20 protein-coding genes are annotated in these 22941 nt (G+C 57.1%); 10 read left to right on the top strand and 10 right to left on the bottom strand.

The window, feature by feature from the left end; all coding sequences use genetic code 11:
- Positions 1 to 85: 85 nt before the first annotated feature.
- The gene (locus FHT77_RS20400; protein ID WP_183756718.1) at positions 86 to 1525 is read left to right on the top strand and encodes a lipopolysaccharide biosynthesis protein; all 1440 of its coding nucleotides are present in this window, start codon (positions 86 to 88) and stop codon (positions 1523 to 1525) included.
- A gap of 12 nt (positions 1526 to 1537) precedes the next feature.
- Here the strand turns inward: FHT77_RS20400 and FHT77_RS20395 are convergent, their stop codons facing one another.
- The 4 genes from FHT77_RS20395 to FHT77_RS20380 all read right to left on the bottom strand — a co-directional run bounded on the left by FHT77_RS20395 (position 1538) and on the right by FHT77_RS20380 (position 7187).
- Positions 1538 to 2572 (bottom strand): glycosyltransferase family 2 protein, encoded by a 1035-nt coding sequence (locus FHT77_RS20395; protein ID WP_183756717.1) that lies wholly within the window; start codon positions 2570 to 2572, stop codon positions 1538 to 1540.
- Entirely contained in the window at positions 2569 to 4224 is a 1656-nt protein-coding gene (locus FHT77_RS20390) for a Wzz/FepE/Etk N-terminal domain-containing protein (protein WP_183756756.1), read from the bottom strand. The genes FHT77_RS20395 and FHT77_RS20390 overlap by 4 nt, the downstream gene beginning before the upstream one ends.
- A complete protein-coding gene (locus FHT77_RS20385; protein WP_183756716.1) occupies positions 4224 to 6245 on the bottom strand; it encodes a glycosyltransferase in 2022 nt (673 codons plus the stop codon). The genes FHT77_RS20390 and FHT77_RS20385 overlap by 1 nt, the downstream gene beginning before the upstream one ends.
- A gap of 219 nt (positions 6246 to 6464) precedes the next feature.
- Positions 6465 to 7187, bottom strand: a complete 723-nt coding sequence (locus FHT77_RS20380) for a sugar transferase (protein ID WP_183756715.1) — start codon at positions 7185 to 7187, stop codon at positions 6465 to 6467.
- 326 nt (positions 7188 to 7513) lie between these two features.
- Here FHT77_RS20380 and FHT77_RS20375 point away from each other — a divergent pair, with 326 nt between their 5' ends.
- The 5 genes from FHT77_RS20375 (at position 7514) to FHT77_RS20355 (ending at position 12690) form a co-directional block, all read left to right on the top strand.
- A complete protein-coding gene (locus FHT77_RS20375; protein ID WP_183756755.1) occupies positions 7514 to 8584 on the top strand; it encodes a glycosyltransferase in 1071 nt (356 codons plus the stop codon).
- Positions 8585 to 8619: 35 nt separating this feature from the next.
- A complete protein-coding gene (locus tag FHT77_RS20370) occupies positions 8620 to 9939 on the top strand; it encodes a polysaccharide biosynthesis/export family protein (RefSeq protein ID WP_183756714.1) in 1320 nt (439 codons plus the stop codon).
- Positions 9940 to 10123: 184 nt separating this feature from the next.
- Complete coding sequence (locus tag FHT77_RS20365) at positions 10124 to 10357, top strand: hypothetical protein (RefSeq protein ID WP_246712731.1); 234 nt, start codon at positions 10124 to 10126, stop codon at positions 10355 to 10357.
- Between the two features lie 242 nt (positions 10358 to 10599).
- Positions 10600 to 11739, top strand: a complete 1140-nt coding sequence (locus FHT77_RS20360; RefSeq protein WP_183756713.1) for a glycosyltransferase — start codon at positions 10600 to 10602, stop codon at positions 11737 to 11739.
- 27 nt (positions 11740 to 11766) lie between these two features.
- Entirely contained in the window at positions 11767 to 12690 is a 924-nt protein-coding gene (locus FHT77_RS20355) for a family 16 glycosylhydrolase (protein ID WP_246719962.1), read from the top strand.
- Here the strand turns inward: FHT77_RS20355 and FHT77_RS20350 are convergent.
- Positions 12681 to 14144 carry a hypothetical protein gene (locus tag FHT77_RS20350; RefSeq protein ID WP_183756712.1) on the bottom strand — a complete coding sequence of 488 codons (1464 nt, stop codon included), beginning with the start codon at positions 14142 to 14144 and terminating at the stop codon, positions 12681 to 12683. The two genes, FHT77_RS20355 and FHT77_RS20350, sit on opposite strands and share 10 nt — an antisense overlap.
- 702 nt (positions 14145 to 14846) lie before the next feature.
- On the opposite strand from FHT77_RS20350, the gene FHT77_RS20345 reads away from it, so the two are divergent.
- Both FHT77_RS20345 and FHT77_RS20340 read left to right on the top strand, forming a co-directional pair.
- Positions 14847 to 16271 carry a phosphomannomutase gene (locus FHT77_RS20345; RefSeq protein WP_183756711.1) on the top strand — a complete coding sequence of 475 codons (1425 nt, stop codon included), beginning with the start codon at positions 14847 to 14849 and terminating at the stop codon, positions 16269 to 16271.
- Between the two features lie 36 nt (positions 16272 to 16307).
- Positions 16308 to 17735, top strand: coding sequence for a mannose-1-phosphate guanylyltransferase/mannose-6-phosphate isomerase (locus FHT77_RS20340; RefSeq protein ID WP_183756710.1), 1428 nt, complete (start codon positions 16308 to 16310; stop codon positions 17733 to 17735).
- 17 nt (positions 17736 to 17752) lie between these two features.
- Here the strand turns inward: FHT77_RS20340 and FHT77_RS20335 are convergent, their stop codons facing one another.
- Positions 17753 to 18445: a class I SAM-dependent methyltransferase gene (locus FHT77_RS20335; protein ID WP_183756709.1), complete on the bottom strand. Its 693-nt coding sequence runs from the start codon at positions 18443 to 18445 to the stop codon at positions 17753 to 17755.
- 503 nt (positions 18446 to 18948) lie between these two features.
- On the opposite strand from FHT77_RS20335, the gene FHT77_RS32295 reads away from it, so the two are divergent.
- The gene (locus tag FHT77_RS32295; protein WP_405049520.1) at positions 18949 to 19200 is read left to right on the top strand and encodes a hypothetical protein; all 252 of its coding nucleotides are present in this window, start codon (positions 18949 to 18951) and stop codon (positions 19198 to 19200) included.
- A 149-nt stretch (positions 19201 to 19349) separates the two neighbouring features.
- On the opposite strand, the gene FHT77_RS20330 is transcribed toward FHT77_RS32295, so the two are convergent.
- The 4 genes from FHT77_RS20330 to FHT77_RS20315 all read right to left on the bottom strand — a co-directional run bounded on the left by FHT77_RS20330 (position 19350) and on the right by FHT77_RS20315 (position 22407).
- A complete protein-coding gene (locus FHT77_RS20330; protein WP_183756708.1) occupies positions 19350 to 19913 on the bottom strand; it encodes a hypothetical protein in 564 nt (187 codons plus the stop codon).
- Between the two features lie 22 nt (positions 19914 to 19935).
- Entirely contained in the window at positions 19936 to 20532 is a 597-nt protein-coding gene (locus FHT77_RS20325) for a hypothetical protein (protein WP_183756707.1), read from the bottom strand.
- A 131-nt stretch (positions 20533 to 20663) separates the two neighbouring features.
- The gene (locus tag FHT77_RS20320) at positions 20664 to 21098 is read right to left on the bottom strand and encodes a SyrB-like regulator (protein ID WP_183756706.1); all 435 of its coding nucleotides are present in this window, start codon (positions 21096 to 21098) and stop codon (positions 20664 to 20666) included.
- A gap of 223 nt (positions 21099 to 21321) precedes the next feature.
- Positions 21322 to 22407, bottom strand: a complete 1086-nt coding sequence (locus FHT77_RS20315) for a YihY/virulence factor BrkB family protein (RefSeq protein ID WP_183756705.1) — start codon at positions 22405 to 22407, stop codon at positions 21322 to 21324.
- 316 nt (positions 22408 to 22723) lie between these two features.
- Here FHT77_RS20315 and FHT77_RS20310 point away from each other — a divergent pair, with 316 nt between their 5' ends.
- Entirely contained in the window at positions 22724 to 22918 is a 195-nt protein-coding gene (locus tag FHT77_RS20310) for a hypothetical protein (protein WP_183756704.1), read from the top strand.
- Positions 22919 to 22941: the final 23 nt, after the last annotated feature.

The raw sequence follows: 22941 nt of genomic DNA, 5'->3' as shown, positions 1-22941 counted from the left end.
CTGACGAAATAGAACGCACAGGATTGGCGAGCCTTGGTCACCAAGCAATTGCTGTAGTTGCAGCTTCGACAGGTTGGAGTTTCTGATGCTTGCGTTCAAAGCTGTTCAAGGGGCAAGCTGGCTGGTCTTTTCCCGCTTCGTTGGACGCATCATCGACTTCTTCACACTTCTGGTTCTCGCGAGAATTCTGTCGCCATCGGATTTCGGTTTGGCGGCGCTCGCGACGTCGCTTGTCATGATCGTGGATACGGTGCTCGAGGTCCCCGTAACTCAAGCGCTCGTGCGGCTGCCGTCAATTGACAAGAGCCATCTCGACACCGGCTTTACGCTTGGGATCATCAGAAGCAGCGTTATTGCCCTGATCATTTTCGCGGCCGCCTATCCATTTGCACTGTTCAATCATGAGACCCAGCTTTTGCCTGTTGTGGCGGTCATGGCGCTTGGACCGGTCGCAAGAGGCTTTGCTAGCCCGGCCATGGTAAAGTTTGCGCGCCAGCTCGGTTTCAGACAGACCTTCATTCTGGAACTGTCCGGTAAACTGACTGCCAGCATCGCGGCAACAGTTGTTGTTCTCTCGGGTGGAGGCTACTGGGCGATCGCGGTCAATTCCGTGATAGCCTCTATCGTGTCGTCCATCGCTTCCTATGTCCTTGCCCCCTATCGCCCAGCGCTATCGCTGTCGCGACTGCGTGATTTTGCAAGCTTTATCGGTTGGTTCAGTTCGGCGCAGCTTGTGTCGGCGTTGAACTGGCAATTCGATCGCTTCCTGGTCGGCGGACTTGCAGACCGTGCAACACTCGGTCGCTACGCGGTTGCCAACGATGTCGCGGTCATTCCGACGCAAAGCATCATTGGCCCAGCTCTTCAGCCGGTCATGGCCGCCTTCTCGCAGATCAGCTCGGATCGTAACCGAGTAAGGATCGCGTTTCTGAAGGCGGCACGCTTTGCGATGCTGATCTCGATACCTGCCTGCATCGGGATTTCGCTCACGTCCGATCTCGCGACCGATCTGCTACTTGGGCAGAAGTGGAAGGAAGCTGCGCCACTACTGAGCATTCTTGCGCTTTCCGTCGCACCAATTCCATATTTCCAGACCCTCTATTCCGTGAGCCTGGCCCTTGATCGCCCCAATATCATTTTTCGCTTGAACACGACCGATCTCCTGTTGCGCCTGGTGCTGCTTTCGCTCGGTTTCTATCTGGGCTCGGTCACGGGCGTCAGTTTTGCCCGTGTCGCGCTTTCTTTCCTGATGTTTGGCTTCTACCTTAACGAGGTCCGGAAGCTGCTTGGCCTCGGCATTGGAGAGCAACTGTACAATCTTTGGAAAGTGGGCTTCGCTGCCGCCGTCATGGCGACAGCGGTCTGGCTGTTGCGAGACGAAGTGGCTGGGCAGCAGTTGAATCACGTTGTCGAGCTGGCTCTCGTCATCGCAACGGGAGCTGCAGCCTATGGTGTCACATTGCTTTTGCTTGGTATGCGTCTGATTGCCGGACGTGGGCGTCTGGAGCTTATCGATCGCGCCTGACGGGACAGATGTTCAAAACAGCGCCCGCAACAACCCGGTCATCGACCGGTCACCGGCATCGAGCCGATAGGACAGCCCACGACGTGCGTTGCGGTTCGGAAGAATGGCCGTGAAAAGAAGAAACGCGACCATCGCGGATCTGGTTTTGAACGAATTGCCGGTCGCCCAAATTTTGCCGATCAGGTGCCACAACAGCGTCGCTGGAACGCGGTGACCCACAGCGATCGCGAGATAAATCGAGCGTTCGAGAAAGTACTGGGTCTCGCCAACTTGAACGAGTTCTTCTGCTCTGCCAATCCGGTCAAGGATGCGTCGCAGATGCCCCATTCTATCGGCAAAGCGGGCGATCTCCCGCCGCAGGATTTGCGCATCAAGCGGACGCCCGAGACCGGAATCGTTTCGGTCGTGAACCCGGTAGCGACCAAGCGGCGTGGACAGACTGACGATGTCCCCGAAGAAGGGCGCGGCAAACAGCAGGATGCCATCAACCGCCCGATCATAGGTCGCCTCCTTGAGGAACTCACAGAGATCACGGCGAAAGACATTCCCTGATGTCGGGGGGCTGGCGTAGGTCCCGTTCTTGAGCACGAGCCTCGCGAGTTCCCCGTTATCGCGGAACGAGGCCAGGTTCGGAACAGGATCACCAATTACAAGGCCGTTTCGGTCGGTGCGAACGAGCGGAAATTGAAGCTTTGCAACATTGTCATCCAGTTCTCTCAGGATGGTTTCAAGCGAGCCAGGGGCCAAGGTGTCATCAGCATCGAGGAAGAGCACAAACTGTGCGCTCGTCTTGCTCACCCCGAAGGAGCAGGCGGCGCGCTGACCACAATTGTCGATCTTGTAAGCCCTTACCGGGTGGCGCTGAATGACATCCCACGATCCATCCGTCGAACCGTCGTCGACGACAATCAGTTCGCAATCACAATGCGTCTGATCAAGGACGCTCCTGATCGCCTCATCCACATACTCTGCATAGTTCCAGCACGCGATGATCACGGCGAGACGAAGCTTGGTCGGCCCAGGCGATATGCCGGCTTCTTCGGTCATCGCCGTCCCTTGTTCAGGACGGTCCCGACGACATTGGCGCCGGACCGACGCAGGAGTTGAATTGCCTCGACGACCTCTTCGATCGTTGTCTCTCCACACTTTGCGACGATAATGACAGCATCGGCATAGGCGGCGAGCGCCATCGCATCCATCGAGCCCTGAAGCGGCGGGAGGTCGAGGATGACGTCCCCTTTTTGCCGTGTCGCCTCAAGGATCCGCTGAACCCGTGGATTGCGGAAGTCGGTAAACAGGTTCGCGTTGGTATCGCGCGAGTGGATCGGCAGAACGGCCACACCGTCGACCTGGTGAAACGAAATATGTTCGAGGGGAAGCCCTGCGAACGCAGCATCCGCAAGGGAAGCGGTCGCGGAGGTATACACCTCTGTCTGGGCCGTTATATTGGTATCGGATGGATTCTGAAACAGCGTTACATAGCGGCCGCTTCTGCTCATCAGCTGTGCGAGACTTGACGAAATCATTGTAACGCCGGCACCCGGTGCCCAGGAAACGACCGCGATCGCGATACTGTTGTCATTGCGCAGACTGGTACAGGCAATCTCCACCGAAGTCCGCAAGTCATGAATGGCGCTGACGAAGCCCACGTCGCGCGTGCCAACGTTCCAGGGAACCCCGTTGGAATCCGGGGCAACCGGGATGGAGCCAAGGCAGGCAAGTCCACTATCGCGGGCAAGTTCGCGCGCATCGCGAACACGTCTGTCGAGTGCCATCCGGACAGCGACAAGGCCAAATCCTCCAAGCAGGCCAAGGACGCCGCCGAGCGCAGTGATCAGGGTTTTACGAGGCGCAGATGGCGCCAGAGGCGGAAGCGCGGCGCCGATGACGCGGGCATCGGCGTCAGGTGTGGGGATCGAAGGGAGAGATCCCTCGTGCATCGCGGAACGGGCGGCCTCCATTTGCGCGGAAAGACTATCCAGGCGGCTCTGCAGCGCCTCGGTGCCGGCGCGGGCCATCTGCTCCTTGAACGCGATCGCCTGGAAGATATAACCGGAAACCACCCCGTTTGCGACCCGTGACGGCAGAGCGGGGTCGGAGGACGCATACTCCACTTCGATAACGAATGATTGTCCCACACGACGGGCATTGAGACGTTTTGCAAAATTCAGGAAGGCTGCTCTTTCGGCCTCGTCTACGAGAGTGGGGTCGCCGCTGACCGCTTCGCGCGCCCCCTTCCCCAGGCCCGTTTGCGATGAGGCGTCGCTTGGACCCAAGATCGTAATGAGGCGTTCGACAGGACCAGGCTGATTTGCCCCGAGTTCCGGGCTGTCTTTCAGACCCAGACTTTCAAACACGGAGGAAAGCAACCGTTCGGAGCGGATCGTCTGCAACTCGCTGTCGGCGCGGTTGAGGTCGAACCCCTGCTGGATCGATTCCTGTCCGGAAACCGTGGATTGGCGCGGTTCCAGGAGCAGGGTTGCCGTCGAGGTGTATGTTGGCGGGAGCGAGCGCGCGTATATGGCCGCCAAGGCAAGACCCAGGAGGGTGCAGGCGATCAGGCTGACCTTATGGCGGTAGGCGAGTGCGATAACCGACCTGATGAGAACAAGGGGGCCATCAGCCGAGCTGTCAGACTGGGGCTCATCCAGGCGCCACAATCGGGAGCTGGCATCAAGGGGCCTTGGTCTGTTGAACATCATCGTGTCTCCTGCCTCCAACCGGGCTTGGGGGTTATATTTGGCCTTCCGATTTCCGCTGCTCTTTCGGGTTCCAACCGCCCGCGCAGAACGTCCGCAAGTGCAAGTAGGTTTCCCTTCGCGCGGCCCTTGCGGTCGATGAACGGCTCGGGAAAGAGCGCGCGACCAAAGTTGCTTGCCGTATTGCGGAAGACATGATCAGCGACCTTGATCAGGCTCATCGTCCCCTTCGCTCGCATGTAAAGAGGGTTGATAACCTGCGAGTATCCGAGGCGCTCGCCACTGACCCGCCCGCTCTTGACACCCATATGGACACCATATGCGCCGGACCATTTGATCAGCCGTCCACCGCGTCGCGCAAGCTCGGCTGCAAAATCGCGGTCTTCCAGCCAACCATAAAGCACCAGACGTTCATCAAACCGCACATTTCCGATTGCTGCCACACGGAATGCCATGTTGCAGCCATAGGGGCTATAAGGCTCGGTCCATTCACCGGTTGGAACGGTTGCAGTTTCAACGAGACGAACAGCGTCGTCGAACGGGATTCCAGGTCCCTTGATGCCGTCGGCGACGACATGACCGGTAAAGCTCACGACCTGGCTCTCATCTCGAAAGACACGGGCCGCAGCGGCAAGCCAATCTCGATCTACAACGAAATCGTCATCGAAGAACGCGACGATTTCCGTGTCTTGATCAAGGTGTGCGAGGGCTGTGTTTCGCTGGGCCGAAAGACCAGGTGGACCTGTTACGATCGTGACATCAGGCAGGAAGGCAAGGCTGCCTGCATCTGCCACATCGACGCATGAAATGATGAGGGAGCTTGGCTGCAGGGTTTGCGTAGCAAGGAGGTGTCTGACTGTTGCGGACACAACCTCGGGTCTGCCGCGGGTTGCAAAAACAGCAGCGATACGCGGTGTCGGGCTCGTCTGCGGCTGATGGGTTGCAAGGCTTGCGGAGGGTTTTTCAAGGAGATCCAGATATCCCTCGGCGCTCCGCTTCCAGGAAAAGCGTCGGACATTGTCCAAGCCACGCCCTTTGAGTTCGTCGCGGAGATCCTTCGACTGCAGAAGCGATCGGACATGCTCAATCCATTGGATTGGATCGAAAGGCGATGCAAGAAGTGCTGCGTCACCGCAGACCTCCGGCATGCTGGCGCAATTTGACGAGATCACCGGGCAGCCCCGGGCCATCGCCTCGACGATCGGCAGGCCAAACCCCTCGGTCAAAGACGGGAAGGCAAGGCAAAGCGCGCGATCAAGGAGATAGGCGAGGTCGTCGTCCGATACCCGGCCGCACAGCTGGACGATGTCCCTTCCCTGCAGCGCTTCCTGCGTGAAGATACCATCGCCGCCACCGGCAATGATGATATCGACGCCCATTTGATCGAGGGCTGAGGCAATGTCCATCAGCAGGGAGACATTCTTGTGACGGGCTCTCGATCCAAGCACCAGGACATAAGGCCGGTGGTTGCGCGACGTGAGTAAATCCGGTGCTAAGGTCGCGCGCCCGGGATCCCAACTCAGCGCATGCTCGTGGCCGTTTGGCAGGACAGCTATCGAATTGAGAGAAACAGGCAGATGCCTGGCGATCTGCCTGGCGGCTGCATGGGATACTGTTGCAATTCGCGCAGAACGGCGCGCAAGGATGGGCTGAAGGTTGTGATAGACCGCACGAAATCCCCGACTATAGCTTGCAGGCGCAGCAAAGATATTGGCGTCGTGAATGCAGACGATCTGATCACTCTTGATTGCTGGCGCCGTGTTGCAGAGATTGAGAAGCCGACGGCCTCCAAGCTGAATGGGCAGGTCGACCTGCTCCCATCCATGCCCCATCAATGCTCCTTTTGCGATGAATCCGAGGTTAGAATACCCTGGGTTTTTGGTCGCCGCCGGCGCCAGGACGATGGATTGACGAGCGCGATCGAAACCATCCATCGCACTCACAACATTGCGCGCATAGCGTTGTACACCGGTCACGTTGTGGGTGAGGAAGCGGCCATTGACGACGAAGGAGGCGCTCATGTCAGGTTCCTCGCAGGCCCAAGGCCGTGAGACGAGGCATCGTATTGATCACATGTACCAAGAATATGTCTTCCCTCCGTAATACATGGATCGAGCGCAGCCCCGTTGAAGCACTGTCACGGAGCAATCACATGGATAACATCTCCCCTTGTCTGCCGGCCAACCTGACGACGACTGAAAAGGGGAAATGGCGCGGGGTATCAGCCGCGCCGCTGTCGTTCAGTAGCTGCCGCGAGAACGAAGGACTGCCGGTACGGTTTTCAGCAGAATGGCAATGTCGCCGAGGATGCTTTGCTCTCGTACGTAGCGCACGTCGAGCTGCACTCGTTCGCCATAGCTCGTGTCGCTACGACCGCTCACCTGCCACAGTCCGGTCAGTCCAGGGCGGACCTGGATGTAGTCGCTGTAGTGCACGCCGTAAAGTTCGGCCTCGCTTGCCACGATCGGCCGCGGACCGACGAGACTCATCTTCCCCTGGATCACGTTCAGGAGTTGAGGAATTTCATCGATGCTGGTCTTGCGTAGAAGTGCGCCGAATGGCGTTACGCGGGGATCATCCCGGAGCTTGCGGGTGGCGTTCCATTCCGCCCGGTGGTGCGGATTGGCAGCCAGGTGTCGTTTCAGCACCTCGTCGGCGTTAGCCACCATGGTGCGGAATTTCAGGCAGGGAAACATCACGCCATGTTTGCCAATGCGGCGATGCGCGATGAAGATTGGCCTTCCCTGCAGCACGAGAAGTGTACCCATCAAGATTGCGATCATCGGCATAAGGACAATCAGTCCCATTGCCGCAAGGACCGCATCGAGGGCATATTTTGCAATTCCGGCAACGGCTGACGAGGTGCCTCGTCTTTTCCTTTCGAAACGCCGCATTCGCTCGCTTCGAGAGTGCCGCCCCTTGTCGAAGCCGTCGAACTCTCGTCCGAGATCAAATTCCCTCATCCGCGTACTCCCACGTAATAAAAACTGTCCAGGGCACGTGCAGAAATTGCCCAAGCGGGCAAGCACAAGAACGTTAACAAGTATTAAACGATTTGACAATACATTTATTGCGCTGCACTATTCAAGGGTGCAATGCGGAAAATAAGACGTATTTCTTGGAACTTGTTGTCTTATTTCCACAATAGAACTAATCTGGCGTCTCGCAATACACATATCGAAAGCTAGATAGATTCCCTTCCCGTTTTGCGCGCCGTAATACGTGTTACCCATTCGAGTTAGTGGAGCTTTGCGTGCGAGTAGCAATCATACATTACTGGCTGGTAGGCATGCGTGGCGGCGAGAAGGTACTCGAGGCGCTTTGCGACATATTCCCCAATGCGGATATTTATACGCATGTGTTTGATCCGCGGGTGATTTCCGACAAGCTCAAGTCGCATCGAATCCAGACGACGTTCATCGGCTCGTTGCCTTATGCGCGGAAGATGTACAAGCGCTATCTACCGCTTATGCCGATGGCGCTCGAACAGATTGACCTTGGTGCCTACGACCTTGTGATTAGCAGCGAGTCGGGGCCAGCCAAAGGTATTATTCCGACCTCGCCGGCGATGCACGTATGCTATTGCCATTCGCCGATGCGCTACATCTGGAACATGTACAACAAGTACTACGAGAGTTCTGGACTGATGACCCGCCTGATGATGCCGCCCATGGCGCATTACTTGCGGACGTGGGACGTTGCGACCGCCAATCGGGTCGATGATTTCGTCGCCAATTCGACGACGGTCGCTCACCGCATCAGGAGCTATTACCGGCGCGAAGCGTCGGTCATTCATCCCCCTGTCGATACCGGTGCATTCCGGCCAGTGCCAGCATCGGAACTGGGCGATTACCACCTCATGGTCGGGGAGCTCGTCAGCTACAAGAGACCTGATCTTGCTGTCGAAGCGTTTAACCGCCTCAAGGCCAAGCTCGTCGTCATCGGCGGCGGAGAGATGCTCGATCATCTCAGGAAGATCGCCGGCCCAACTGTCACGATACTCGGTTCGCAACCCTTCGATGCTCTCAGACACCACTATGCTCGCTGCAAGGCGCTGATATTTCCGGGCGAGGAAGACTTTGGAATCGTACCGGTCGAGGCGATGGCCAGCGGAAGACCCGTCATCGCTTATGGACGAGGTGGAGCCACCGAGACTGTTATTAGCAACAAGACCGGTGTCTTCTTCCAGAACCAGGCTGTCGAGGAACTGATCGATGCCGTCGAGCGGATGGAGAGACTTGACTTCAATCCGGGCGATGCCGTTTCACGCGCTGCTGATTTCCGCCGCGAAGTTTTCATAAACCGATTTCGCACCTTTATCGAACGCGCAACAGGAACCGAGCTTGCCGTTTCGGCCTGAAGGTAACCTGGCACACGGTTGTCATGGAGCAACGCATGTCATTCAACATCGAACACCACGTCCGCGCCATAAGAAGTCTTCTCGGCCGCCGTTCAAAAGCCTGTCTCCTCGCGGCGGTATCCGTCGTGGCTTCTCTGTGCGGCCACATGGCGGCAGCGCAGGACTATCTGCTCGGACCGCAGGACGTGCTCAGGATCCGTGTTTTCGAGTGGCGCCCAAGTACCGGCGCTCCATTCGAATGGGTGCCGTTGACCGGCGAATTCGTTATTTCAGCTGCAGGCAATCTTTCCTTGCCGATCATCGGCACGGTTCCGGCGGCCGGCAAAACGCTCGAACAGGTTTCTGAATCGATCGGTGAGCGCCTGCAAAATCAGGTTGGATTGCAAAAGAGGCCGAACGCCTCGGTCGAAATCGCTTCATATCGGCCGTTCTTCGTCACCGGGCTGGTCGCGACGCCCGGCAAGTACAGCTTCAGCCCCGGTCTCACGGTCGTACAGGCCGTCAGCATGGCCGGCGGGATCGGGCCCGTTGACTCCAACCTGATTACCCTTCAGCGGGACGCGTTGTCGGGTCGCGGCGAAATACGCGCGCTTGAGGCCGAAAGGCTCGAACTGGTGGCGCGCCAGGCGCGCATCGACGCTATCCTCAACAATGATCCCGAGATCAAGTTTCCGGCCGAGTTGACCTCGCGAAAAGCGGAGCCCGGGGTTGCGCGGATGCTGACCGAGGAACAAGCGCTCTTCGAGACCCGCCTGCGCTCCATGGAGACTGAGATCGGCTCCCTCAACCAGGCAAAAGTTCTGGCAGCCAATCAGATTTCCGCACTGAAAGAAAAGGCCGTATCGCTCGCAAAGCAGATCGATATGGCCAACAAGGATCTCGGCTCCGTCAACAAACTCGTTCAGCAGGGATTGACGGTATCGGCGCGCCAGCTCGGCGCCAATCAAAATCTCGCCGACCTCGAAAGCCGCAACCTTGACGTCTCGCTCGCCATTCTGAAGACGCAACAGGACCTTGCCAAGGTCGACCAGGATATTGGTGATGTTCGCAACCGGTATCGCATAAATGCGCTGACTGAAGCCGCTGAGCTTCGTGACCGTTTCGCCTCCAACGCCAAGAAAACCGAGACCGCCAGCGATCTTCTCAGAAATCTGGAAGTGCGCGCTCCTGCCGCCGTAGCGGCACTGGAGGAAGACAAGGATACCTATTCCTTCACGACAAGCATCAACCGCGTTGTCGACGGCAGCAATGAAAGCTTGATCGTCAGCGATAATGACCCTGTTCTGCCAGGTGACGTCATTCGCGTCGAGCGGCGGCAGCGGGGCGCCCAGGCCTCCGTTGCCGACAGCAACTAACGCTCTTAGCGCAAGGCTTTGCTCGGCGAAAGTGTGAATAGTTCTCGTGTAAGAGAATATTAGCTTGCCTATATTAGCTATTTGCCCGATGATTGTGTACGGTTACGTACGGGCGGTCGGGGTAGCGTTTATGGGTTTGACGTTGGCAATTTGTTTCGTTCTAGGCGCAGTTTCTGCGCTTCGTATGCCTATTTTGGTCTTCACCCTGGTCGTTATGGTTGTTATGGCGGCCTATGCGATCTTTAGCGTTGTGGCAGGCATGCCATTCCTCCTGGCACTCGGATTGAGCATGGCGCTCGCATCCGTGCTGGAAGCGGGCTATATTTTCACGCATGGCGTGCTGTATCTCCTCTACGTCCGGCGCGCCAACGAGATCCGCGCGCACCGGAAGATTGAATCGAAGTATACGACGGATTGAACACTATCCGGTTCCGCATCAAAAATCGCCTGCTAAATTAGCGAGTCGGCTAATCTAAAAGGCGTAGCGATATTGTTCCGGTCTTCGGCTTCCTCCCCAAAATTACTATTGCTTTTTACACTGCACCGCACAATTATACTGTGACACGGGCGGCGCTTATTGTGCAACGCGCAAGAGTCCCATTATTCATGCCGCCCACAGCGAACACTTGTGATCAAAGCGGCGCCAAAAAGGACCCTCTTATGGAGATGAGTGCCGCCAAGCTCGGACAAAGGCATCCCTTCCCTCGCGGGTCCGCTCTTAAAATTCTTTACATCCAGCCGGGAACCCAATCGTTTGCGGGCATTGAGCGGGTAGTCGACACGATTTGCAGCAATCTGACTGAACGCTACACCGATGACTTCAATATCGACGTTCTCTACACGTCAGAACATCATAATCGGCCCTCCGAGCGCAGCTATCACACGATTGATCGACGACCGCGGGGCAGGCTCCAGCTGATGACAACCTTCAGGGATGTCATCAAGAGCAAGAAGTACGATCTCATCGTTGTTCCCCAGATCGAACCTACTGTGATCGCGATGGCGTCCTGCCTCGGCATAAAGAGAAACTTTGTCGTCCACTTGCATGGCAACCCAAAGCGCGAACGCAGCCATCTCAAGGCACGTATCCTGTTTTTCTTGATGAAGACGTTTTTCCTTCGCCGCACCGCTTACGTGTTTGGAACCTCGCCCCGCCAACTTTCATCCTTTCGCGAGATGTTTGGCAGCAAGGTACCGCAGTGCTGGGTACCCAATCCGGTTCGCAAATTTGACAGACCAGAGGCTTTAGGTGGCGAGCCGGGATGCGTGACTTTTGTCAATGTTGGCCGATTTTCTCATCAGAAAGGCCAGGACATCCTGGTTCGCGCATTTGCCGAAGTCTACAAGCAGCGCAAGAACACACGGCTGAAGATCGTTGGGCACGGGGCGGGTGAAGAGGATCTGCGCCGCGACATTGAGCGACTCCAATTGCAAGACGTCGTCTCAATAGAACACCACCCCAATGATCCGTATCCCGCGCTGTCGACAAGCGACATTTATGTGTCGACGTCGCGCTGGGAGGGTTGGTCGCTGGCAATATGCGAAGCGCTGCGTTTCGGTCTCCCGGTCATCGCCACCGATTGCGAGTTCGGCCCGAGCGACATCCTTGTGGACGGCAGGCTCGGCCGCCTGGTTGATCCGGACGGCGGGCCCTCGCTTGTCGCCGCGATGATCGATTACTGCGATGACATCATCTTGGCCAAAGGTGATTCAGACTTCAGGAAATCGTTCATCGACCAATACAGCGAAGAGAAGGTGGTTGAGGTGCATGCCACGGCTCTGCGCGCTGCTGCAGGCTAATCGCGTTGGGCATTTCAGGAGGCCTTGATGACGAGACATGAGATGTCCCGAAGGCGGCTGCTCGCGGCCACTGGCTCGCTTGCCATTGCGGGTGTCACGCACAGACAGACTCTTGCCGGCACGGATGATCCGACCGACAATCGGCGCCTCGACTTCGAGGACAGTTTTTTGCAACTGGATTGGTCTGTCTGGCACGCAGGGCCAAAGGCCGGCACCTGGGACACCGGTTTCTACGGTCGCTCGGCCTTTTCCAGGCGGACAGGTGAAGAAGGCTTTATCCCCTACGAGATAGTGGATGATTCCCGTGCAGAAGACGGCAAGGCACTTCAGATATCGGCCAAGTATATCGGTGCTGCGATGTCTGTCCCGGCCTATTATGGAAACACCAACCCGGAATATCAGTGGATTTCGGGAAATATTCAGACTGCCAGGAAAGACGGGATCGTCACCAAGGGGTGGCGGCGGGGTTATTTCGAAGCGCGGATGCTGTTTCCAAGCCATCCTCTGACCTGGCCGGCTTTCTGGCTGATGAATGGTCGCAGTATTCTTGCTCCAAAGACCAGCGTCGAGCTCGATGTCGTGGAACATAAAGGATGGGAACCGACATTGTACGGCACCTATCTGCACGAATGGGGCCAGCCCGGGGAGCATCACGAGGGTACGGGCGTGCCGACAATTGTCGACGTTACGCGAGACTACAGACGGTACGGTATTCTCGTCGATGACACCAAGTGTGTGCCTTATTTCGAACGAAAGCCAATCGTCGATACACGCACCGGCAAAACAGCAAATTGGCCGATCCACCGTTCTCCTGACCTCGACGTCGATGGGGATGTTTTCTGGCCGCTGCTCACCCTTGCGCTCAGCGCCGACATTCCCTACCCCCAGGGTCTCGGGCCCGAGCAGCTTCTAACCCATATGCGCGTTGATTATTTTCGCGTCTACGTTTGATGCTTGCGGCTATGCAAGCTCAATTGCGGATGTGAATGGCGTGCCTCGGCCGCTCTGTCGAGGACACCACTACCCCGCAGTGGCAACAGTGGGATCTCTTTCAGTCTGGCAAGAGGACGGCTGGCCGTCAGGCCAGCGAGCACAAAGAAGAGCAGACCGAGATCGACGGTCGGCCCAGCCACCAATGATCCGGCAAGCAATCCGAGACAGCCGTTGCAGGCTGCAAGACGAACGTCGGATTCGAAGGTGCGAGCCGACATGCCAGGCCGTAGCGCAGACAGCAGGAACACCAGGAAAAATACCGTACCGGGGACGCCGACGTTGGAAAGCAGCGCCATCGGGAAGCTAGAGGTGCGCGCGGTGCCCAGACCCACTCCGAGACCCAAGGAGTCTGTAAAGTTCTGCCAGGCGGCAAGATTCCAGGATCCGCGCTCGACCGCCGAGCCGGATGTCGATTTGCTCAAGACCAGCAAATCGACGTAGTCATAGATGGTACGGAAGAGATTGTCCTGGAGCACGATGATCAATGTCAACCCAAGGGCAATCGGCGGGGCGAGCAGAACGACGCCCGTGCTGCGTCGACTCTCGGGCGAGATCCCGCATCGCAAAACCGCGGTCAGATAGAGCAGGAATAGGCATATCGGTGCGGCAATCAGACCGGTCGAGGATGTTGACAATATGATCAGCACGAACGAGCAGAGGGCGAGCAAACCGGTTGTGCCGGGATAGCGACCACAAATCCACAGCGTGCCGGTAAATCCGAGGGCACCGAGCGTCATCCCGGCGAAGGCCGAGGCTTCCGGCCATGATCCAACGATCCGCTTCATGCCATTGATCGTATCACTGTCATGGAACGTGTACTGGGCATTGCGCATGAACTGAAGAAGCTCTTCCGTGCCGGTTGCGCTGGTAGCCAGATCAAGCAGTGCAAACATCACATTGACCGCGGCCCAGGCGAGAAGCCCGTTGAACGTCGCGCGAAAACCGGTCTTTGTCGAACAGACGGACGCGATGATGACAAAGCACAGAAGATCCGCGGTGAGGTAAATCGTCTGCGTGAGATTGCTGGAGACGGGGCCAAGGGGAACGGTACCGCCCGTCGAGGGATACTCGGATGCTCCCAGCGGAATGATATGGCTCATCCCCGCAAACAGTCTGGGAGAGAAATAGGCGGAGATCGCACCGTAGAGCAGAAGTCCGGCCAACCAGAAGGCAGGCTTGCCGAGACGAAAGGCATTGATTGCCATACCCGGCAGGGAAGGAGTTCGCAGCGCAGCAATCAGAACAAACAGCAGAAAGAGATGTGCCGGGGGCACACTGGAGCCGCCGAGCGTCAACGCCGCGGCGGATCCAAGGAGCGTCAGGACGATGAAGGTGGTGACTGTCGCCCCATATCCACGCGTCAGGCAATAGAGGCCGAGAGCGACGGTGAATATTCCGATGGGCTCTATCATCCCATACGTCCCTTGAACTCAACCATAGTCGATAACCTCGTATTTCCTGGCGCTGAGGAAGGCCCGATCGTTTGCCTGGTATGCGGTGGCATTTCCTTGACGTCTAGACGCCTCTGATAGAGGTATACATTAATAAGCTGGCGCTGCAATGCAGCATATATGTGGGGACAGTGCTTGAAAAGAATATACCGAGAAAGGAATAGACCAAGTCGAAATGTCGCCGCTGACCCCGTCATATTTCAGTAGTCCAACATGTCTTTCCTTGCCGGCATCAACTCTAGCTGTCTGCAGCTTATCACACCCGCTTTTGTGCATTGCAGTAGAACATGTTCGCGCTTGCAAAACTTTTCTCCTTATGTGAACCTGCATTTGAAGGGGTAACTAATTATGAAGCGTTTTACCAAATTGATGCGTGCCCCGGGCATTTATTTACGCATGCTCTGCGCTTCATGCGTATTTTTTCTCCTGTGTTGGTACCATTACGGGAGTATTGCGCTTGCGCTTTACTATAGCGTACTTTGCATAATCCTGATGCAGGTCGGTTATGTCGGAGGTGTGCTCTTCCTGATCTGGCGCGAGGCGGGTGCTCGCAAGGGGCCGTGACCTAACGGCGCCGAAGGTTGCATCAAGACGTATTGGTGCCGGCAGCGGCCTTGAAATTGTCAGTTGAGTCCAGCGTCGAATGCGTGAAGGAAGATCGGAATGAAATTCGGAACGAGCGGGCTTCGCGGCCTGTCTGTCGACCTCAAGGGCCGGGCTTCGGCGCTTCATGCTTCTGCCTTCGGTCGCTACCTGCTCGACATCGGAATGGCCCGCTCCGGTGACGTCATTCTGATCGGCCAGGACTTCAGGGACTCCAGCCCCGAGATTGCCGGGAACTGTGCTGCGGCACTTGCCAGCCTTGGCTTTGATGTCCGCGACTGCGGTACGGTGCCAACGCCGGCGCTCGCTCTTTACGGATTGAAGAAAAAGGCGGCCAGCCTGATGGTCACGGGCTCGCACATCCCGGCCGATCGCAATGGCATCAAGTTCTACCGGCCGGACGGTGAGATCGACAAGACGGACGAGGCAGCGATCACGGCTCTTGCGGCAGAATTCGATCGCGCCGGTTTCACCTTTTCCCCCAGAGGTGCGAGGATGAAAGACAGATCCGAGGAATGCCTCTCTGTTTTTCGCCAACGCAACGCCACTGTTCTTCCCGCGGGCGCTCTTGCTGGCCTCAAGGTCGGCGTCTACCAGCATAGCACGGTCGCCCGTGACCTGATGGTGGAACTCCTGGAGCATTTCGGTGCGACGGTCGTACCGTTTGACCGCTCGGATGAATTCATTCCCGTCGACACGGAAGCGGTTTCTGAAGAGACGATAGGCAAGTTGAAGGAAGCGGCGAGACATCATCGACTTGACGCCATAATTTCTGCGGACGGTGATGGTGATCGCCCATTGGTGGCCGACGAAACCGGCATGCCGTTGCGTGGCGACCTGCTTGGGCTGATCGCCTCGAACTTTCTCTGCGCAGCGACTGTCGTGACACCCGTGACGTCGAATTCCGGCCTGGAGACCGCCGGTGCCTTCAGCGTCATTCGCACGCGCGTCGGTTCTCCATTCGTCATATCAGGGATGCAGGACGCACTTGCGGCCGGCCAGGACCATGTGGCGGGTTTCGAAGCCAATGGCGGCGTACTGACCGCAAGCGAATTTGACGTCAACGGCCACGTGCTGGACGCCCTGCCAACGCGCGATTGTTTCGTGCCGATCCTTTCGACCCTCTTTCTTGCCGCCACGAAGCGTCAACCGCTTTCGCTGATTGCGGCGTCCTTCCACCTTCCTTTTGCCGCAGCCGGCCGGCTTGAGAATTTCCCGGTCGACACCAGCGGCCGCTTGATGGCGCATCTCCGTTCCGGGTCTTCCAACCTCGCGGCGTTTCTGGAGCCGATCGGCAAAGTTGGCAGCGTCAGCGATATCGACGGGCTGGGTGTCACGCTGAAGGACCGACGAATCATTCATTTCCGCCCCTCCGGCAATGCTCCGGAAATGCGCTGCTACGCGGAGGCGCAAAGCGAAGCAGCCGCTCAGGACTTGCTACATGCAGGCCTGGAACGAATCCTGTGGTGGGCGCAGGCGAATTGATTGGTAAAGCAAAGGTAGTTTTCGAGGACACACCAAATGACACAGAAGATCGTTCCCGTAATCATGGCTGGTGGCAGGGGCACACGTCTGTGGCCGCTATCGCGTGCCGCAGCTCCTAAGCAGTTCATCCAGTTCATCGGCGATAAGACATTGTTCCAGGAGACGCTTCAGCGCGTGTCCGATCCCGCGCTTTACGATGCACCTGTCGTGCTCACGAACGAAGAATTCCGGTTTCTCGTCGCCGAGCAGGCGCGTGAACTGGATATCGACCTCGCCGCGATCCTGCTTGAGCCAGTTGCCCGCAATACCGCTGCAGCTGTGGCTGCAGCAGCGGCCATTGTCGGCAAACGCTTCGATGGAAACACGATCATGCATGTGCTCGGCTCCGACTACGAGATCGTCGCCGACGACACCTATTTCGACTGTGTGCGCATCGCTGCCGCCACGGCAGCCCAAGGCAAACTGGTGACGTTCGGTATCCAGCCGACCGAACCGGCTACAGGTTACGGCTATATCGAAGGCGGCGAAGCGCTGGCGACAGGAGCCCGCACGGTAGCACGCTTCATTGAGAAGCCACCTCTCAACAAGGCAGAGGATATGGTGGCGACAGGCGGGTTTTATTGGAATTCCGGGATGTTCATGTTCTCGGTCTCATGCCTGCTCGATGAGTTGGGCACCCACGCTCCGGAGACGATCAGGGCCGCTGATGAAGCCGTTGAAAACGCAAAGACCGATCTCGACTTCATCCGTCTCGACAAGGCAGCGTTCTCCGCTGCCCCGAACATCTCGATCGACTACGCGATCATGGAGAAGACGAGCAACGCCGCCGTCGTCCCCTCGCCGTTCAAGTGGTCCGACCTCGGCAGCTGGGATTCCGTCTGGAAGAGCGGTAGCCGCGACGAATATGGCAATGTGGCAGCCGGCAATACGACGGTCGTCAACACCAAGAACTCGCTGATCATGACACATGGTGTACACCTCGCCGTCCAGGGCATGGACGATATCGCTGTCATCGCCAGCGAGGACGCCGTGTATGTCGGCCGACTGCAGGACAGCCAGGACGTCGGGAACCTCGTGAAGATGCTCGCCGCCGCGCCTAAGACATCGCAGCTGACCGAGACCCATCCGACCTCCTATCGGCCTTGGGGCGGCTATACCTCGGTGCTGAACGGCGACCGCTTCCAGGTGAAACGCATCTTCGTCACGCCGGGCAAGAAACTGTCACTACAGAAGCACCACCACCGCTCCGAGCATTGGATCGTCGTCAAGGGCACGGCCGAGGTGACCATCGGCGAGAACGTGCAGATGCTGAGAGAGAACGAATCCGTCTACATCCCGCTCGGCGAAATCCATCGCCTGGCCAACCCGGGCAAGATCATGCTCGAGCTGATCGAAGTCCAGACAGGATCCTATCTCGGCGAAGACGATATCATCCGTATCGTCGACGAGTTCGGCCGCAGCTGATTGACCGCCGATCGATCCTATTCTGCCAGGACAAGCAGAGAGTAGCCTCCGAGGACCCTGACCGTAAGGTCAGGGTTAAGGGGGAACAGAAGTTTTCTGGGCAGGCTCATTAGCCTGCTGCTGAAGGCCTGTTTCGGCAGCTCGATGCGGCTTGCGGTATAGGCATGATCGACAATCCTATATCCGCAATCCGTCAGGCTGGCGAGCGCCGTATCCTTGAAGAAATAGTGGAGATGGCCGACGTTCTTGCGAAGGTTTGTAATTGGCCAGCCTCTGAGGACAGACTGAACCGACAGATCCAGGGGGATGTGGAAGATCTTGTAGCGAGCAAGGCCACGCAGACCCTTGATGAAGGAAAGATAGTCCTCCACGTGCTCGATCACGTCGGCGATGACGAGAACATCGTAGTGTAGGTCCGGTTCCTGGAGAATATCTTTCAGATGGAAGGAAACATTGCTCGTCGTTTTCAGGCTGGCCCTTTGAAAGGCGTGGGGGGCGACCTCATAGCCGTCAAATTTTGCCTGGGGGTAGGTTCGGGCCAGGTTGAGCAGGATCTCGCCGGTACCGCAACCAACCTCGCAGAGACTGGAAAAGCTGATCCTGTTCTTGTCGATGATCTTGGAGATTTGTGCAGCTTTCCATGGTGAATCTTCTTCATGCCATGTTGGGTTCAAGTCGGCGTACTGATTTGAAATATAGATCTGCTCCACCGAACGCTCCCGTTTCACAACCTTCCACGGGTGCAGCCACGATTCTTTCGGGCAACACCGAACAAAGGCCCCAATAGCAAGTGCAACAATAGAGCGATTGAGGTTTCTCGAAGAAACGCGCCCTCGTCTCTATTGTGCAGAGCAGCATAACAACCCCGATAGAGACCGTCCAGCAATAAAAAACGAATTAAATGTCACGATCTATTGCAGTCGGATGATTACCGAAATGCTTTTATGTAGGTAACAGGTAGTGACGCACCTTCGGGCGTTCGACCAAAGGAGGCCGCCTCTCTGTTGGGAAGGCTTACCTATGGATGCAGAGGCGCCATCTCATCCGACAAGCGGCTCAAGCCACCGCGAGGCCTCATTAGACTACGACCACCTTCACAAGCTTACGCTTATGATCACCCGGGACAGTGGCGCTTTCCTGCGAATGTTTCAAACATAGTCATTAACGTTTACGCGAAAGATCGCGAGATCCGGCAGAGAACCACGCGTTCCTCATGAACGTCGAAGGTCGATGGTCACTGTCGCCGGCTTACGATCTTACCTTTTCGTCGGGGCCGGGCGGCGAGCATAGCACGGTTGTCGCAGGAGAAGGCAAAGTCCGGGCAGGACCATTTGCTGACGATTTCCCGGGAGCGTCAGTTTCCGATCAAGCTGCAAATGATATCATAGAACAGGTCCGAGCCGCTGTACGCTGCTGGTCGCACTTCGCTGAGAGCGCTCGTTCGTCGAAATCCAGTGCAGTATAACGCGATCGAATTTTGAACGGCAGGGAACCCCGCTCCCCTTAGACAGCGAAGGAACAAAGCAGCGTGGTCCATCCCCCTTGCCAAGAGCGGTTGGACGACTGTGGCAGCCTGCCCAGGAGGGAAAATCCCCCGGTCGCAACGTCGCCGATCTAGGCAGCCCTGTCCGCGAAACGCAGGAGCATATCCCGAAGCGCAGTGTTCTGTTGGCGCAGATGTACTGTCATCAGCGCTTTGAGCCTCTTGTTTTCATCCTCAAGCGCGACAAGATCGTCGGGCTGAACGGCCGCCGCAACGACTGGCGCCTTGCGGCCACCGGCGTTTGCTGTGCGTGCTGGACGGGAGCGCAATTTGCGCTGCTTTCGCGGCGGTGTCGTGGATGGCACCTCCGGATGCACTGTCACTGCCACTGCTGCATCTGGTTCAAATTGTGTCGCCGCTTCAACCGGCGCATCGGACGGTAGGGGTTGCGTCTTGTGGTCCTGATCCAAGGCGACAGTTTCGACTGGTGTTGGGCTTTCTACTGGTTCATGCTTTTGCTCTGGTCCAGTCTGCAACGCCGGCACTACCGGCTCGAACAGATGCGGAGCATCGGCTTCCGTCTCACGTGCCATGGCCTTGAGATCGGTGTTTCCCCAAATCGATTTCGCCTGATCCTTCGGACGGCGACGCGATGATTTGAATTCTACAACAAACGTGCGCGACTGTGTTTTCATAATTGTCCACTCTGCAATATGGTCATTCGAATCGCTCAAGCATCGCCCTGAGCTGAGCATTCTGCAAACGCAGCCGTTCAGCCAATTCGTTTCTCAAATGCTTGATCTCCCGATCCAGCTCCGTACCGTGGTCGACGACGGTCGGAGCGGGCGGGATGGGCGATTCTGTTTGCCCCTTATCTAATGAGGACGTGGTCTTAGCAACCACCTTTGCGTGGTTTTTCTTTGGCCGCCCTGCTCGCGTCGGTCGCAACGGATGGACGATTTCGCTCTTTGCATCGCTCACCGACACCGGTGTCGGCTTGTCCACAGTGTCGTCATTGCGGCTTTTGGACACCAGTCGATCATTCCCATCGGCCCCATCTGACAGGTGTGATGTCGCGACGTCCAAGTCATCTTTGGTTTCAAACGGGGTGCCGACGTCCATCTCCGGATCAGATAGCGGCTCGTCTCCATCGGCCGTTCCAGATGGCAGTGTGGCTTCGACCTCCCCCGATGACTGAAGTGCCTCGCCTTCCTCCGCCCTTTGTCCGGGACTGTCGTCGAGTGACCTATCTTCGTAATCGGCCGGCCGCTTTCGGGATGTCAATTGTGTCAGATATTTCCAGGGTGATTTCATAATGCTTCAATCTCGGGCAGACCGACGGCGACGTTGCCGCAGTTGCGAGCCGGGCCCGTTGACCGAGTCCGGCAACTTTGTTCTAATGAGAGTGCGAGGCGCTGTTACGCGTTTCTCACTATGTTTTGCGATCAAGCGATCCCGAGCCGCTTGCGAAGATCGGCATTTTCCGCCCGCAGTTTTTCTGCGAGTGTCTTGCGCAGACGCTTGTTCTCTTCCTCGAGCTGAAGAAGATCGGCCACTTCGTCAACTGCCGTAGCGACCACCGTGCCGGTTTTCTTTGCCTGTTTTGCCGCACCGTATTTCCGCGGGCCCCGGACGCCGGTCGGCACCAGGCCCTTTGCCGGGGCGGCTGCCTCGACGGAAGCTGGCTTTGTTTCGCTGATCAGCTCGCTGCGCTTCTGGCGCGTGCCCTTCGGTGACTTGGCAACAGGAACAGCTGAACCGGCTGCTTCTGTGGTGATCTTCTTGCGCGGGCCGCGCTGTTTTTTCGGAGCCGGCATTTCTGCAGGAGCGGTTGCGTTAACAACCTCGCTCGTCGAACTTCCATTATTGTCGTCAGCCATCAGTTATCTCCCTCTATAGCCACAAGTCTTTTCGACCGAGCGGCACACGGAGTCAACCTCTCGACCATCGCTGGATTGCGGGTTTGATACGCCTAGCAGATGATGGTGCAAAAAAAGCCCATCGCGCCAGATAAAGGCCACTTGCCAGCTCGGTGAACTACCCCCGTGTGACATGTTGGTTCGGAAATGTTTGTTGGTTTTCGAGCCACGCAACTCAAACTGATCAATCTTGCACTTCACCGACAGTATCGGCGACATAAGCTCCGCGCGCGCCCATAGGCAATGGTCGTCCCGTCGTGGTGTCAATTTCCGTCTGGTGCTCGAGCTCCGCGTTTAATGCCGCGCCGAGAATCAGGATCACGACTGACAACCACATCCACATGAGAAAGCCTATCAAAGCTCCCAACGTGCCATAGGTCGCACTGTAGTTGGCAAAGTGGTTCAGATAGAAGGCAAAGGCAGCGGACATGACAAACCAGCCGATCGCTGTAAAGCCGGCTCCCCATGTCATCCATCTCACGCGGGCTGGCGCGCGGCTTGGACCAAACCTATAGATTGCTGTCGATGCGGCGATGACAAGAAGCAAGAGTACGGGCCAACGCATCAACAGGACAATCTGTTCCTTAAATGCATCAATCCACATGAAGGATAAAGCAAGGGGCATGATGGCAACCAGAAAAATCATGAGCAGCGCCGCAACGACGGCGCACAAAGTGAAGCAAAGGGCGACGAGATTCAGCCTGACGAACCCGCGCTTTTCGTTCTCTTCGTACGCCACGTTCATGGCGTCAAACACCGCAAGTGTTCCGTTATGGGTGCTCCACAATGCGATGGCCAAGCTCACAAAGAATGCTATGCCCAGCGTGCTTGTTCCGCGCTGTACGATACTCTTGATTTGCTCAGCTATGAGATCAAAAGCTCCAGGCGGAAGTACCCACGAAAGCTCTCTCAGGTGGTCGGATATCGTGATAGGATCGGCAGCGAGCCCGTAAAGTGAGACGACGGCGCCAAGCGCCGGGAAAATGGCGAGTAGCAGATAAAACGACACACCTGCGGCGATGAGGGTGATGCGATGGCTCGAGATCTTGCCGACAACCCGCCAGAATACGTCACGCAATCCCTTTCTGGGGATGTCTTCGGGAACCTCAGCCTTGCGCCCCCGCACATCGATCGGATCGTCATGCGGTGTACCTGGAGGTTCCGGTTCCTTGCGTTCCGCGAAGGCTTTCAACAACACAGCTCCGGCTGCCAACGCAAACAGGCTTGCCGTTATCGAGTTGCCCGATTTGCTGAGGATTGGTTGTCTCATGATGCTTCACTCCGCCGATCCTCCCAATAACGCAGCTGGCGCCGGAAGGATGCATCCGGGATGCAGCGAGCAATGCACGAAGGTAGAGCGATGCAGCCCGGCAGGGCCTCTCTCCTCACGACTCAATCGTCAGGCAACCGCGCGCTCGGGCTCTTATGAGCGATGCAACACCTACGCATTTCGAGTGACACGGGAGCGAACCGTCGGGTGGTTACGCCCAAAGGTTCTCCGGGTTAGCCCTGTTTACTCACATTGAAGGGATTGCAACCGAGCGGGCATGCTTAATTATTTCTGGATTGCCTCAGGAGATCAGCCGGTGTCCATTTTCCAACGCTTGCCCCATAGGATCCGGGCAGAAAATTTGCGTATCGCCATCGAACAAATGCGCTCGGCGCAGAAGTTCCTGCCGGACTTCGAGCACTACGGCGACACGCGGTTTGTCACCGAGGACGGCGACGTCGTCACACACGTCGATGGCGATCACGTTCTGATCCTTCTCAAGACGGATTGAGACAGTAATGGAATATCAACGGG

The organism is Rhizobium sp. BK181 (assembly GCF_014193305.1).
Lineage (GTDB): Bacteria > Pseudomonadota > Alphaproteobacteria > Rhizobiales > Rhizobiaceae > Rhizobium.
This window is presented reverse-complemented; position numbering and strand designations above follow the sequence as displayed.

Coding starts and splice junctions, on each gene's coding strand:
- FHT77_RS20400 (WP_183756718.1), top strand. CDS start 86: ATGCTTGCGTTCAAAGCTGTTCAAGGGGCAAGCTGGCTGGTCTTTTCC.
- FHT77_RS20325 (WP_183756707.1), bottom strand. CDS start 20,532: ATGAAATCACCCTGGAAATATCTGACACAATTGACATCCCGAAAGCGG.
- FHT77_RS32295 (WP_405049520.1), top strand. CDS start 18,949: ATGAACGTCGAAGGTCGATGGTCACTGTCGCCGGCTTACGATCTTACC.
- FHT77_RS20360 (WP_183756713.1), top strand. CDS start 10,600: ATGGAGATGAGTGCCGCCAAGCTCGGACAAAGGCATCCCTTCCCTCGC.
- FHT77_RS20345 (WP_183756711.1), top strand. CDS start 14,847: ATGAAATTCGGAACGAGCGGGCTTCGCGGCCTGTCTGTCGACCTCAAG.
- FHT77_RS20340 (WP_183756710.1), top strand. CDS start 16,308: ATGACACAGAAGATCGTTCCCGTAATCATGGCTGGTGGCAGGGGCACA.
- FHT77_RS20355 (WP_246719962.1), top strand. CDS start 11,767: ATGACGAGACATGAGATGTCCCGAAGGCGGCTGCTCGCGGCCACTGGC.
- FHT77_RS20390 (WP_183756756.1), bottom strand. CDS start 4,224: ATGTTCAACAGACCAAGGCCCCTTGATGCCAGCTCCCGATTGTGGCGC.
- FHT77_RS20385 (WP_183756716.1), bottom strand. CDS start 6,245: ATGAGCGCCTCCTTCGTCGTCAATGGCCGCTTCCTCACCCACAACGTG.
- FHT77_RS20380 (WP_183756715.1), bottom strand. CDS start 7,187: ATGAGGGAATTTGATCTCGGACGAGAGTTCGACGGCTTCGACAAGGGG.
- FHT77_RS20370 (WP_183756714.1), top strand. CDS start 8,620: ATGTCATTCAACATCGAACACCACGTCCGCGCCATAAGAAGTCTTCTC.
- FHT77_RS20315 (WP_183756705.1), bottom strand. CDS start 22,407: ATGAGACAACCAATCCTCAGCAAATCGGGCAACTCGATAACGGCAAGC.
- FHT77_RS20330 (WP_183756708.1), bottom strand. CDS start 19,913: ATGAAAACACAGTCGCGCACGTTTGTTGTAGAATTCAAATCATCGCGT.
- FHT77_RS20375 (WP_183756755.1), top strand. CDS start 7,514: ATGCGTGGCGGCGAGAAGGTACTCGAGGCGCTTTGCGACATATTCCCC.
- FHT77_RS20320 (WP_183756706.1), bottom strand. CDS start 21,098: ATGGCTGACGACAATAATGGAAGTTCGACGAGCGAGGTTGTTAACGCA.
- FHT77_RS20365 (WP_246712731.1), top strand. CDS start 10,124: ATGCCTATTTTGGTCTTCACCCTGGTCGTTATGGTTGTTATGGCGGCC.
- FHT77_RS20395 (WP_183756717.1), bottom strand. CDS start 2,572: ATGACCGAAGAAGCCGGCATATCGCCTGGGCCGACCAAGCTTCGTCTC.
- FHT77_RS20350 (WP_183756712.1), bottom strand. CDS start 14,144: ATGATAGAGCCCATCGGAATATTCACCGTCGCTCTCGGCCTCTATTGC.